Here is a 12890-nt window from a genome sequence, read left to right as displayed (position 1 = left end):
GGAGATCGCGATGGGAACGCAACTTGTGGAAAATTCGGAGCTCAAAGAGACGCTTGAGCTTAAAGAGCATATAGAAAACAACACCGTTGTTGAAATTTGGGAGAATTCGCAGGATTTCGAGCGACTTGCAAGCACTACCGTAAAAACTATGCGATACGTAAACGAAGAGCAGGTTAGGGAGTTTGCGCAGGGGCTAAATCAAATGAACGAAAAGATACTTAGCCTAACCTTTGAAGGGGTTAAAAAACACTATGAAAAACAATCAGAAGGCATCAATAAAAAGCACAAGATAAATCTTGCCTGTGCCTTTGCTATCGGAGCCCTAGTAGGCGGGATTTTAGTTAAGTTATTTTTTGGATAGTTAGCTTAAAAATTTATTTTGAGCCAAATTTATCGTACGATTTGGCTCAATGGTTAAATTTTAATTTTTCTTGTGGCGTGTTTTACTATCCACTGCGTGTTTTGATTTGGCGACTTGCCCCAATCAAGCAGTAGCTCTTTGGCGGCATTGAAATTTACCTTTAGGTAGTCAGCGATATTGTTCGCCACCGATCTTTGCACGAATTTTATTTCGTCCTCTTTTAGAATTTTTAAAATTTCAAATACCGACGAAGGATCGTTTATGAAATTTTCAAGCTTGCTCGCCCAAGGAAGCTTTGGACGCAAGCCCTCAGATGCAAGTCTGCGAAGGTGAAAATTTTCTGATTTGGCCCAGTTTTTCATGACTTCTAGAGTATCCTTGGGATATTTTCTTATAAAAGCTCTTATCGCGTATTCACCCGTATTTCGCTTGGTTATCTCAGAAATCGCCTCTATGGAGGTTTTAAAGTCGTTAATGCCATAAATTTCAACGAATTTGCCCATAGGCAACACCCAGTAATACTGCTTAAACATGCCTGTTTCGTTTGGATTTTCTTCGCCTAAAACGCTTGTTAAAATTTCTATTTGGCTTTTGTAATCCAAATTTAGCGTAGAGTTAAGTTCTCTTGCGTGAAGCTCTATCCTGCCTGAATATGCTAGGTCATTAACCTTGTTTGCTATATTTTTTATATATTTTTGCTCGTCAAATTTTGGATAAACGGCCTTGATCTTGCCCGATAAAAGCTCTGCTAAATTCACGCCAAAATGTTGCGCTAAACTATAATCACTCATTAAATTCCTTTTTAAGATTAGACTAAAATCCAAATCCGTCAAAGCATATAAATGACGGATTTGATTTGGATTATTTGCAAGTTATATTTGGAAAATCAGTTTTAATCGCGCTTAGTTTTTGATCTATAAAATTTGTAATAACTTTTTCGTCCGTATCGCTACTAAATTTAACCGCATAGTGCGTAGCTGCAAGTCCGCAATCAAGCTTTTTGGTTTGGATTAAATTTATCTCATAGTTATCAAAATTCTTATCTCCTTTTACGGGATAGTAGATCGTATATCCTTGATATTCTTTATCAGAGATATCTTTAAACTCAAATTTTGTCTTGCCAAACTGCCCACTTTTTAGAGTGTTTTCAAAAATCTTTTTATATGCTTTGATTTCAGCTTTGCTATCTAAGCTTACGCTAATTAGTTTGCTCCAGCCGAAGTTTTGTTCGTTTTCAAGATAAAATTCCGCCGTTTTTAAATTTTGCCCTTTAAGCGTAAAATTTGATCCGTATAATTCAATATTTTTAGGCAAATTTATCAGTTCAAGATCGCTCATAGGAGGCTGAATAGTATATGACGTAGATTCTTTACAGCCTGTAAAAAATAGCGCAATAGCAGCGCAACTTATAGCAAAGATGCCTTTTGTTTTCATAAAATTTCCTTTTTGTGTTTGTAAAATTTAAATTAGCAAAGGCCAATTATATCAGATTAAATTGCGAAGTTAAATCCATACTAAAGTATTATGAGCAGGATTTTTAAAATTCAAATGAAGATAAAATACTAAAGATAGAAAAATGACATTGAAGCAAACCAAATAATCGTTTTTTAAAGTTTAATTAATGATTAAATTTTGCTTATCCAAGTAAATCAATGCGGCAAAAATCATAAAAGCTAGCCAAGGCGTGTTTAAACAGCCTCGACCAGCTTTTATTTAAATTTACCACTTTTGTCGTTAGACATTAAACCTAAAGTGCATTACATCGCCGTCTTGCACGATATATTCTTTGCCTTCAAGGCGCATTTTGCCCGCTTCTTTTGCACTGGTTTCGCCGTTGCAAGCTATGTAGTCATCGTAGCTGATTACCTCTGCTCTGATAAAGCCTCGCTCAAAGTCGTTGTGAATTACGCTTGCGGCTTTTGGAGCTTTCCAGCCTTTTGTGATCGTCCATGCTCGCACCTCGACAACGCCTGCGGTAAAATAGCTTATCAAATTTAGTTTAGCAAAAGCGGTGCGAATGATCTTTTCAAGACCGCTTTCGTTTGCGCCAAGCGAGCTTAAAAACTCATGCGCCTCTTCATCGCTTAGTCCTACAAGCTCCTCTTCTATCTTGGCGCATAGCTTTATCACCTCATGCCCTGAACGAGCGGCAAATTCGCGAAGTTTTTTTACATACTCATTATCCTCGCTAATACCTTCCTCGTCGACATTTGCGCCATATATTACTTCTTTTGCACTAAGTAGTCTTAGCTCTTTATTTAGGGATACAAACGCCTCTTCTTCTCTGTCTTCAAAGCTACTTGCGCTCTTGCCCTCATTTAAGTGAGCTAAAAGCTTAGTTGCTATTTCAAGCGCTTCTTTTGCGCCTTTTTGATTGGCTTTTGCATCTTTATTCAGGCGTTCGATTTTTTTATTTAGCTGCTCGATATCGGCTAGGATGAGCTCGGTTTCTATGATTTCCACATCTCGTACCGGATCTACGCCGCCTTCTACGTGAGTGATATTTTCGTCTTCAAAGCAGCGCACGATATGAAGTATGACTTCGGTTTCGCGGATGTTTGAAAGAAATTTATTTCCAAGTCCTTCGCCCGAGCTTGCACCTTTAACAAGTCCCGCGATATCGACAAAATCGATAGTAGAATACTGAATTTTATTTGGATTTACGATTTTAGCCAACTCGTTTAATCTCTTATCAGGCACCGGCACGACGGCCTTGTTTGGTTCGATCGTGCAAAACGGGTAGTTTGCGCTTTCTGCGTTTTGCGCCTTTGTAAGAGCGTTAAAAGTAGTTGATTTGCCGACGTTCGGAAGCCCTACTATGCCTACTCCAAGACCCATTACAGCTCCTTTGCAAGTGCGTTAAGATAGTATAAATTCATCCTTACGCCCGCACCCGTTGCGCCTGATTGGTTGTATCCCCACGCTTTTTCGGTATATGCAGGACCTGCGATATCTTGATGAATCCATTTATCTTTAAACTCTTCTTTTATGAATTTATCAAGGAATATGCCGGCCGTGATGGCTCCGCCGTATCTACTTGAAGCGGTGTTGCTAACGTCCGCTATCTGGCTTTTTACAAGCTCTTTTAAAAAGCGGTTAAATTCTAAGATAGAAGCAAATTCTCCGCTTTTTGCGCTTTTTGCCTTAAGCTCGCTCTTTAGCTCCTCGTTATTTCCCATAAGCCCTATGGTGTATTCGCCAAGACCCACTACGCAAGCGCCCGTAAGTGTCGCCATATCGATTAAGATATCAGGCTTTAGCTCTTGCGCCCAGCTTAGGCAGTCAGCAAGTACCAAACGACCTTCTGCGTCAGTGTTTCTTACTTCTATGCTTACTCCTGAGCGTGAGATCAGTACATCATCAGGCTTGTAGGCGTTTCCTCCTATCATATTTTCAGTCGCTCCGCAAATAGCGTGAATTTCAAAAGGCAACTCAAGTTCGCTTGCTCCCTTAATGACACCAAGCGCTGCCGCCGCTCCGCTTTTATCGGCTTTCATCGTAAGCATATAATCAGTAAGCTTTAAGCTAAGTCCGCCGCTATCGTATGTTAAGCCTTTGCCTACAAATACGATCTTCTTTTTAGGAGATTTTGGTTTATAGACAAGATGTATGAGGCGAGGAGGATGCACGCTTGCGCGATTTACGGCTAAAAATGCGTTCATATTCTCTTTTTTTAGGAATTTTTCGTCGTAAATTTTGCATGTTACGTTTTTTAAATTTTTAGCTAGAATTTGCGCATCTTCAGCCATTTTTACCGGAGTGTAAATTTCAGGAATTTCATTTACGATATCTTTGGTGAAATTTGCCGCATTTGCCATTATTTCACCATGCTTGATACCAAGTTGGGCTTTTGATATATCAACTTCTTTGCCGTTAAATTCCTCCGAGCTAAAGATGATCTCATCTAGTGCGTAAGCTTCTTTTTTCTCTTTGTATTTGTTAAATTCGTAAGCTCCAAGCACAAAGCCCTCAACCAAGCTTTGAAAGCTCATTTTGGTGCATTCGCCAAGATAGCTTGCAAGCTTGAGTTTTTTTACGTTTAGCTCCTTGACGGCGTTATAAGCTTTTGCCGCAGCTAGTCTAAATTCCTCAAATTCAAGTTTGGCTAGCGGCATATAAAGTCTTGCATTTTCTATGAGAAGTAGGGGACTATCACCTTTGTAGTTGCTAAATTTAAAGCTTTTGTCGTCTTTTATAAATTTATGCTTTAAATTTTTATCCACGACAAAAATCAGCTCCAAGTCAGCCTTTATCTTGTCGATAGGTTTATTGATTATGTTGAATTTCATTTTTTCTTACCTTTCTTTCTTTTAAAATTTTATCCTCAATCCTCTTAAACCCATAAAGCAGAGTGCCCAAAAATCCAAGCACGATAGGGATTGCTATATACCAGTGCTCTTTGGCGTGCTTTAACATGATTAAAATTTCCTCGCCCAGATACCAAGCGGGTATTATCGTGATAGCCGCCCAGCACCACGCGCTTATCAAATTTATAAATGCGTATTTTTTTGCGCTGTATCTTGTTATGCCTATGCTCATCGGAATGATCACGCGAAAACCGTACATATAGCGCTGTATGAAGATGATAGGCCAGCCGTATTTTTTAAGTAAGATGTGCGCTATAGCGAATTTTCGCCGCTGTTTTGCTAGCTTTTTGGCTATGTATCTTTTGTTGTATCTGCCTAGATAAAAATATACCTGATCGCCTGCAAAACCGCCAAGCCCCGCGATAAATATCGCTAGAGGCAGATCCATGTGTCCCGAGTGTGCCAGAATTCCGCCCATTATAAGAGCCATCTCACCTTCCATCATGCACCATAAAAACAGCACGATGTAGCCGTATTTGGCAAGAAGTTCGATTAGGAATTCTTCCATTTCAAACCTCTAAAATGCTATAAATTTTAGTAAGCGGTTTTAAAATTTCACTTCCTTTAAGCTCTTTTAAATCTATCAAAAAGCAAGCCTCAACGCATTTGGCATCAGTTTGATTGATAAGCTCAACTGAGGCTTTTGCCGTTCCTCCCGTTGCTATAAGATCATCTATTAAAAGAACTCTTGCACCATTTTTGTTGCCAAAAGCGTCTATGTGAATTTCTATCTCATCGACTCCGTATTCAAGAGAGTATTTTTGAGAGATAGTTATGTATGGAAGTTTTTTAGGCTTTCTTATCGGCACAAAAGGCACTCTTAGCCTAGCTGCAAGCGCAGCACCGAAGATAAATCCGCGAGATTCGATTCCTGCGATAAAATCTATATCAAGCTCTTTGTATCTCTCAACCAAGTGATCCATAAGCAGATCAAAAGCCTCTTTGTTGTTTAAAAGTGTAGTTATATCGCGAAATACGATACCCGGCTTTGGGAAGTCATTAACGCAACGGATAGAGTCTAATAAAAATTTTCTTTGCTGTGGAGTTAGTTCTTTCATATCGTTCCTTGAATTTATAATAATGCTTCGATTTTGCCCTCAAGCTCACGGATGCGCTGCCTGAGTTTTTCGTTTTCCAGTCTGTATTGAGAATTTCTTGTGCGAAGAGCGTTTGCGTCGTTTTTTACTTTGTTTAGCTCATCGGTTAGGATGTCGATATTTCCAAGGCTTCTTTGAAGCTGCACCTGAAGCTTTCTTATTACCACTTCGGTGTCTTGTAAATTTCCTTTCATGAAGTCTTTTGTGGAGCGCTCTTTTTTAAGCAGTGTTTTAAAGTAAAATACCATAACGGCAAGGTAGATGCAAATACAGATTAAAAATGTTAAGACTAGCCAATCAGAGATCATTTTTTGCCTCGCAACAGCTTAGTTTATCAACTCTTCTTGCGTGTCTTCCGCCTACAAATTCGGTCGAGAAAAAGGTCTTAACCATCTGCTTTGCGTCTTCTAAATTTGTCGTTCTTGCACCAAAGCAAAGCACGTTTGCGTTATTGTGTTCGCGCGCCATAGTGGCGGTGTAGGTATCGTGACATAGCGCGCAACGGAGATTTTTATGCCTGTTTGCCGCTATTGATATGCCTATGCCCGTTCCGCATATAAGTATGCCGTATTCTTCTGCTTGGCAGATATTTTTGGCCATCAAATTTGCAAAGTCCGGATAATCAACACTTGTAACGGCGTCGTTTGTGCCAAGGTCGATTGCGTCAAAATTTAGCGTTTTTAAAAACGCTTTTATCTCCTCTTTAAGCTCAAATCCTGCATGATCGCTTGCTATAAAAATTTTATCGATATTCATAAATTTTCCGTGATTTAAAAATGTCTGATTATAGCAAATGTAGGATTAAAGAAAGATTTTACTGCCGAATTTAGAGCAAATTTAGGAGAAAATTTAAGCCCTAAAGCATATTTCTAAACAGGGCGAATGCATATCTTATAGGATAAAATACTTGTTGGCTGATAGGTGAGATTACAATGATAACGAGCACGATCATGCCGTATTTTTGTGCGCTTGATAGTAAATTTGCCACGCTTTGTAAATTTAACATCCTAAATAGATATTCAAGCGCTTTTGAGCCGTCAAGCGGAGGGATAGGGTAGAGATTAAACATCCCTAAGATCAAATTTACAGCCATCAGCATAAAGAAAAACTGTATCAAAATAGACGGCACAAAGCCGCTTTTGATAGCAAAAAAGGCTAAAATCGCAAGGATGAAGTTATATATGATTCCTGCTAAAGAGACCAAAATAGCAGCCTTGTATCCGCCGTTTCTTATGACGGTATAGGTATTTACGGGCACGGGTTTTGCCCAGCCGATCACAAATCCGGTGCTTAGATACAAAAGCGCAGGTACTATGATGGTGCCAAGGGGATCTACGTGTCTTATCGGATTTATACTAAGTCTGTTTTGATTTTTGGCTGTTTCATCGCCAAATTTATACGCTACAAATCCGTGAGCTATCTCATGCCCCACGATAGCGATGGTTAGAGCTACGACTAGAGTTGCTATCTCTACTATGTCGATATTTTCAAGCGTGCTCACTATCAAATTCCTTTAAATTTTGCGAGAATGAAATTTTACTCAATCCTGTCGCCGTCATCATGTTTCTCATCTCTTGCGGTTTTAGCAAATTCAGGTTCGTTTTGTATAGTGTCTATCAGCCTTCCTATACGGTTCCATCTGATCTTATAATCATCATCAAGCGAGAAGTAGATGAACCACGGCTTGCCGACTATGTCTTTATACGCAACGCTTCCCCAAAAGCGACTGTCGTTTGAGTGGTCGCGATTATCGCCCACCATGAAGTATTCCTCATCAGGCACTTTAAAATAAAACGCATTAAATGGAAGCTCGTTTATCTTTGGCAAATTATCTATTATCACAGGTTGCATGGCAAATTTGCCTGCGTTTAGGTAGTATAAAGCTTGCTCGAAGAGATTTATCTTCTCATCGTATTGAATTCCCGGAAAATCATAAGGCTCTTTTACGAAATTTTTGCCTGCAAAATTTACGATTTTTTCGCTTGGATAGTTTGCTTTGATAAACTCATCTCCTTCGTGCGGACGAAGAAACATCTGCTTTTCGCTAAATACAACCTCATCGCCGCCGAGCGCGAAATTTCTTTTTACGTAGTGTATTTTTTCGTTGTGAGGATATCTAAAGACCACGATATCGCCGCGTTTTGGACCTTCTCCGTTTATAAGGTGTCCGTTGCCTCTAAAATCAGGCAGCACCTTAACCTCAAGCCAGGGAATGCGAGGTGTCGGAACTCCGTAGCTAAATTTCTTGACAAATAGATGATCGCCTATCAAAAGCGTGTGTTTCATAGAGCCTGAAGGGATAACAAAGGCTTGCGCAACGAAAAATATTATAAGAAGGACGATTACTACGGTGCCTGTCCAGCTGTTTGAGAAATCTAAAAATTTATTAAATGCCTTTTTCAAAATTTATGCCTTTTTTACTCTGTTTTTGGCTGATTTTATGGTGTTTGAAAGCAACATGGCAATCGTCATCGGACCCACTCCGCCGGGAACCGGCGTGATGTAAGAGCATTTTGAAGCTACTTTATCAAAATCCACATCACCTACAAGTCTTCCGTCATCAAGTCGGTTTATGCCCACATCTATCACGATAGCGCCATCTTTTACCATATCTTCGGTTACAAAAAACGGCTTTCCTATCGCAGCTACGAGGATGTCTGCGCTTTTGCAAATTTCTTTTAAATTTTTGGTTTTGCTATGAGTTACGGTAACCGTTGCGCTTGCGTTTAGGAGCAAATTTGCCATAGGTTTGCCTACTATATTGCTTCTTCCGATTACGCAGGCGTTTTTGCCGCTTACGTCTATGTCGTACTCTTTTAAAATTTCCATTATGCCAAGCGGCGTACAAGGCACAAATCCGTCAAGTCCGCTTGAAAGTTTGCCGACGTTTATCGCGTGAAAGCCGTCTACGTCTTTGTTTGGACTTATGCTTTCTAAAATTTTATCCGTGTTGATATGCTTTGGAAGCGGAAGCTGGACTAAAATCCCGTCCACACTATCGTCTAAATTTAAAAGATCTATTAGTGCTAAAAGCTCGTTTTGAGTTGTTTGTTCGGGTAGCCTGTGCATGATGGATTTAATCTCGCAAGCGTGGCAGGCTTTTTCTTTTGAAGCGACGTATGTTTGGCTTGCCTTGTCCTCTCCGACTAGTATCACCGCAAGAGCAGGCTCAACGCCTAAATTTTTGAGCTTCACGGCTTCGTTTTTAACTCTTTCTTTCATCTTTGCGCTTACGGCTTTTCCATCTAGCAAAATCATAACCAATCCTTTATGCTGTTTTAATCACAAAGATTGTATCATAGCTAATTTTATATTAAATTTTACAAAAAACGAAAAGGGCGTATGAGAAAATTTATTCTGCCGATCTTGCTTTTTAACTGCGTTTTTGCAAGCGATTTTATAACCAAAAACGAATACGCCAAGATGCTTTACTCAAACCCGCGCGGCATAGGATGCGATAAGTGCCACGGCAAAAAAGGCGAAGGTGCGCTCATAGCTAAATTTAAGCACTTTGACAAAAAGAAAAATGAAATGGTTGATGCAGAACTAAAAGCTCCTCGTATCAACAACCTTGATTTTTGGAAATTTAGCGAAGCTTTAAAGCGCCCAAAAGACGTTATGCCAAGCTATTTTTTAACAGATGAAGAGACGCTTTTATTATACGAATACGTAAAAAATTTCAATGATGATAAGGACAAAAAAGATGACAAATAAAGAGGCTTTCAAAGAGGCAAAGAGCTATATTCCAGGTGGCGTAAATTCGCCCGTTCGAGCATTCGGCAGCGTTGGCGGCGAGCCATTTATGGTAAGTTACGGCAAGGGCGCTTATCTTGTGGATGTAGAGGGAAATCGCTATCTTGACTTTATTCAAAGCTGGGGACCGCTTATATTTGGACACTGTGATAAGGATATAGAAAATGCGGTTATAGAAACGGCTAAAAGAGGGCTTAGCTTTGGCGCGCCTTGTGAGCTTGAAACGAAACTTGCTAAGCTTATTTGCGATGAGTTTGAAAATGTAGAAAAAATTCGTTTCGTAAGCTCAGGCACGGAAGCTACGATGAGCGCAATAAGAGTTGCAAGAGGATACAGTAAAAAAGATGGTCTCATCAAATTTGAAGGTTGCTATCACGGTCATAGCGATGCGCTTTTGGTTAAGGCGGGAAGCGGCGCTACCACTTATGGAAACGCTTCAAGCTCGGGAGTTCCTGAGGATGTGGTAAAAAATACTTACTTGGCAAAATATAACGACCTTGCAAGCGTTGAAGCGATATTTAAAAGCGGTGCGCAAATAGGAGCGGTGATAATCGAGCCGATAGCCGGAAATATGGGTCTTGTGCCTGCTTGCAATGAGTTTTTAAAAGGGCTTAGGGCACTTTGTGATGAGTATAAGGCGGTGCTTATCTTTGATGAGGTGATGAGCGGCTTTAGAGCAAGCAAGCACGGATCGTTTGAATTTAATAAAATAAAAGCCGATATGGTAACTTTCGGTAAAGTTATAGGCGGAGGAATGAGTGCGGCTGCATTTGGCGGGAAGGCCGAGATAATGGACTGCTTAAGCCCTGAGGGCGCCGTTTATCAAGCGGGCACGCTAAGCGGAAATCCTGTTGCTATGGCTGCAGGTATCGCTTCGATTAGCAAAATTTACAAAGACGAAAAGCTCTATGATAGGCTCGGCTTACTTGCCAAGATGCTTGTTGAGGGCTTTAAAGAGGCTGCCGATAAAAACGGCATAGATCTGCAAATTTGTACTAGCGGCTCTATGTTTGGCTTTTTCTTTGCAAAAGACGAGGTTAAAAACTACGACGACGCGCTAAAGAGCGATACGAAAATGTATGCCAAATTTCACAGAGCTATGCTAAATCGCGGCGTTTATCTTGCTCCTAGTCAGTTTGAGACGGGATTTATCTGCTCGGTGATGAGCGAAGATGAGATCAAATTTGCCGTAGATATGGCTAATGAGGCCTTTAAAGAGATAAAAAATGGCTAAACTAAAAATAGGCGAGATTGTAAAGGGGGCCGAGCAGTTAAGCCTTGGAATTTCCATAGTTGTAGCGCTTGCAATAGGAGCAGGACTTGGATTTTGGGTAATGAAAGAAACAGGCTGGACTTGGGCGCTTTTTGCGGGATTTGCTCTTGGTATCGCAGCTGCTGTTTTAAATGTAAAAAAAGCCTATGATAAGCAGATGAAGAGCTTTGAAGAGTTAAAAGATGAGAGTAAATTTAAGCCCGCAAAGAGCGATAAAGACGACGAGGAAGATGAGTAGTGCTCATTGATAAAAGGCTTTTTATCGTTTATGGCGGATTTGAAATTTTGCTTTTGATAAGCTCGTTTTTTATGGGTAAAAGCTGGTTTTTTAGTTCGCAAGTTGCATTTTTTGGCTCGATTTTAATACTGCTGGCAAGTTTTAGAAGCTATAAAAATCTCGTCCTTTCAAAGGTGGAAGAGGCTAGGCTTACCTTGCAAGACGATGATGAAGATGAAATTTGGGGCGAGAGTTCGCAAGATGACTTAAAAGCTAAATTTGAAGCTAAGGCGAAAGAATTTAGGGCAAATCAAAACAGCGAGGTTGATGAAGGCTCAAATTTGGCTTCTCACAAGCATCCTCAGACTGATAAAAAAGAGGAAAATTTAGAAAATTTAAGCGCAAAAGAGCTTTTAAAAAGAGAAAAGCGACTTGCTAAAAAAAATATAAAATTTGAGAATTTGCAAACCGCATTTGTGCCGTTTAGACTCATGGCTTATGCGTTTTTGGTGGTCGGATTTTTGGCGTTAAACAGAAACGAAGTTTTTGATATGACGGCATTTTTGCTTGCTCTTGCGGTTATGCCCGTGGGAGCTTTGGTGTATGGAGTGATTGTTCGTGGCGATTAGTAGTAAAAGGACGATAAAGACGATGGGGCCGCTGTTTGTCGGCATTTCGTTTTTGTTTATCGGAAACGGTCTTGTGATAAGTTCGGCGGGTATAGAGCTTAAAAGAATGGGCGCAGGCGAGCTTGCGACAGGTCTTGTAATAGCCGCGTTTTTCATAGGAGCCATGCTTAGTACCATAATGTCGCACAAGATTGTTTCAAAAGTAGGTCATATCAGAAGTTTTGCGATATTTTCATCGCTTTTTGGCATTGCCGCGATGTTTCATGAGCTAAGCTCAAATTTATACTTTTGGTCGCTACTGCGGGGCTGTCTTGGATTTTGCTATTACTCTATCTTGATGATAGTTGAAAGCTGGCTTAACGAAAGAGCGAGAAACGAAGTTCGCTCGCGCGTGATAGCCTTTTACGAGATCGTATTTTACGTCTGTTTCGGGCTTGGTATTTTGGTGCTCAGTCTTGATCTTAGCTCTTCGGAGATTTTTTTGATAAGTGCGGCTTTTATCCTGATATCAAGCATACCTTTAAATTTAGTTCGCATAAAAGAGCCTCCGATACCTGAGCGTAAAAACATAAGCATACCTAAAATTTTCGCTCTCGTGCCGCTTGCCTTGATCACGAGCATAGTAGCGGGAGTGCTTGTAAATGGGTTTTTTTCCATGGCTAGCGTTTATATCTTGCTTCAAGGATTTAGTCCTAAAGAGGTGTCGTTTTTTATGACGATTGCGATGGCGGGAGGATTTATCGCGCACGGTATCATAGGGGGAATTTCAGATAAATTCGGTAGAAGACCCGTTATCATCGGATGCTGCCTTGTCTCTCTTGCGGCTGCGATTATTTTTGTGAAATTTGATTTAAGTATAAATTTACAATACGCATTGTCGTTTTTCTTGGGCTCGGGCGTGTTTTGTCTATATGCTCTTGCGCTTGCCAGAGCAAACGATATGCTCGTGCATAAATCAAAATCGATCGAAGTAGGGCGCGCGATACTTTTTAGCTACTCTATCGGCTCGCTGTTTTCGCCTGTTATTATGGGTGTGGTTATGAGTTTTTACGGAGCTAGCGGGTTTATGTGGGTTTATGTCGTGCTTTTAACGCTTTTGATACTATTTGCCCTTACTCAAAAAACGGTTCCTGAAAAATATCGCAAAAGCTTTGAGCATAGTCCAGGCACTATGGCAAACAGCTAAAATAAAA

The 12890-nt window shown here is 40.3% G+C and carries 17 protein-coding genes; 6 read left to right on the top strand and 11 right to left on the bottom strand.

What is annotated here, in order from left to right:
• The first annotated feature begins 10 nt into the window (after positions 1-10).
• A complete protein-coding gene (locus CORI_RS06610) occupies positions 11-361 on the top strand; it encodes a hypothetical protein (protein ID WP_169942500.1) in 351 nt (116 codons plus the stop codon).
• A 53-nt stretch (positions 362-414) separates the two neighbouring features.
• Here CORI_RS06610 and CORI_RS06605 read toward each other — a convergent pair whose 3' ends face one another.
• The 11 genes from CORI_RS06605 to folD all read right to left on the bottom strand — a co-directional run bounded on the left by CORI_RS06605 (position 415) and on the right by folD (position 9083).
• A complete protein-coding gene (locus CORI_RS06605; protein ID WP_173031304.1) occupies positions 415-1152 on the bottom strand; it encodes a DNA alkylation repair protein in 738 nt (245 codons plus the stop codon).
• A gap of 70 nt (positions 1153-1222) precedes the next feature.
• Entirely contained in the window at positions 1223-1795 is a 573-nt protein-coding gene (locus CORI_RS06600) for a hypothetical protein (RefSeq protein ID WP_173031303.1), read from the bottom strand.
• 300 nt (positions 1796-2095) lie between these two features.
• Positions 2096-3199, bottom strand: coding sequence for a redox-regulated ATPase YchF (ychF, locus tag CORI_RS06595; protein WP_173031302.1), 1104 nt, complete (start codon positions 3197-3199; stop codon positions 2096-2098).
• Complete coding sequence (locus tag CORI_RS06590; RefSeq protein WP_173031301.1) at positions 3199-4650, bottom strand: leucyl aminopeptidase; 1452 nt, start codon at positions 4648-4650, stop codon at positions 3199-3201. Before CORI_RS06590 ends, ychF begins: the two co-directional genes overlap by 1 nt.
• Positions 4628-5236: a DedA family protein gene (locus CORI_RS06585; protein ID WP_172197544.1), complete on the bottom strand. Its 609-nt coding sequence runs from the start codon at positions 5234-5236 to the stop codon at positions 4628-4630. The genes CORI_RS06590 and CORI_RS06585 overlap by 23 nt, the downstream gene beginning before the upstream one ends.
• A gap of 1 nt (position 5237) precedes the next feature.
• Positions 5238-5786 carry an adenine phosphoribosyltransferase gene (locus CORI_RS06580; RefSeq protein WP_173031300.1) on the bottom strand — a complete coding sequence of 183 codons (549 nt, stop codon included), beginning with the start codon at positions 5784-5786 and terminating at the stop codon, positions 5238-5240.
• A gap of 14 nt (positions 5787-5800) precedes the next feature.
• Positions 5801-6133, bottom strand: coding sequence for a hypothetical protein (locus CORI_RS06575; RefSeq protein WP_169942486.1), 333 nt, complete (start codon positions 6131-6133; stop codon positions 5801-5803).
• Positions 6123-6581, bottom strand: coding sequence for a ribose 5-phosphate isomerase B (gene rpiB, locus CORI_RS06570; RefSeq protein WP_173031299.1), 459 nt, complete (start codon positions 6579-6581; stop codon positions 6123-6125). Before rpiB ends, CORI_RS06575 begins: the two co-directional genes overlap by 11 nt.
• Positions 6582-6681: 100 nt before the next feature.
• On the bottom strand, positions 6682-7326 hold the full coding sequence (locus CORI_RS06565) for a site-2 protease family protein (protein WP_173031298.1): 645 nt from the start codon (positions 7324-7326) through the stop codon (positions 6682-6684).
• 35 nt (positions 7327-7361) lie between these two features.
• Positions 7362-8228 carry a signal peptidase I gene (gene lepB, locus CORI_RS06560; RefSeq protein WP_169942480.1) on the bottom strand — a complete coding sequence of 289 codons (867 nt, stop codon included), beginning with the start codon at positions 8226-8228 and terminating at the stop codon, positions 7362-7364.
• 3 nt (positions 8229-8231) lie between these two features.
• Positions 8232-9083: a bifunctional methylenetetrahydrofolate dehydrogenase/methenyltetrahydrofolate cyclohydrolase FolD gene (gene folD / locus CORI_RS06555; RefSeq protein ID WP_173031297.1), complete on the bottom strand. Its 852-nt coding sequence runs from the start codon at positions 9081-9083 to the stop codon at positions 8232-8234.
• 84 nt (positions 9084-9167) lie between these two features.
• On the opposite strand from folD, the gene CORI_RS06550 reads away from it, so the two are divergent.
• From CORI_RS06550 to CORI_RS06530, 5 genes are read left to right on the top strand one after another with little or no spacing between them, the layout of a single operon-like run.
• The gene (locus CORI_RS06550; RefSeq protein ID WP_169942476.1) at positions 9168-9539 is read left to right on the top strand and encodes a c-type cytochrome; all 372 of its coding nucleotides are present in this window, start codon (positions 9168-9170) and stop codon (positions 9537-9539) included.
• Positions 9529-10812, top strand: coding sequence for a glutamate-1-semialdehyde 2,1-aminomutase (hemL, locus tag CORI_RS06545; RefSeq protein ID WP_173031296.1), 1284 nt, complete (start codon positions 9529-9531; stop codon positions 10810-10812). Before CORI_RS06550 ends, hemL begins: the two co-directional genes overlap by 11 nt.
• Positions 10805-11089 carry an AtpZ/AtpI family protein gene (locus CORI_RS06540; protein ID WP_173031295.1) on the top strand — a complete coding sequence of 95 codons (285 nt, stop codon included), beginning with the start codon at positions 10805-10807 and terminating at the stop codon, positions 11087-11089. The genes hemL and CORI_RS06540 overlap by 8 nt, the downstream gene beginning before the upstream one ends.
• Complete coding sequence (locus tag CORI_RS06535) at positions 11089-11697, top strand: hypothetical protein (protein WP_254064899.1); 609 nt, start codon at positions 11089-11091, stop codon at positions 11695-11697. Before CORI_RS06540 ends, CORI_RS06535 begins: the two co-directional genes overlap by 1 nt.
• Entirely contained in the window at positions 11687-12883 is a 1197-nt protein-coding gene (locus CORI_RS06530) for an MFS transporter (RefSeq protein WP_254064898.1), read from the top strand. Before CORI_RS06535 ends, CORI_RS06530 begins: the two co-directional genes overlap by 11 nt.
• Positions 12884-12890: the final 7 nt, after the last annotated feature.

Origin of the sequence: Campylobacter sp. CCUG 57310 (genome assembly GCF_013201975.1) — a bacterium.
In the GTDB taxonomy this organism is placed as follows: Bacteria; Campylobacterota; Campylobacteria; order Campylobacterales; family Campylobacteraceae; genus Campylobacter_A; species Campylobacter_A canis.
The sequence above is the reverse complement of the archived record's forward strand: the minus strand, read 5'-3'. Positions and strand labels throughout refer to the sequence as shown.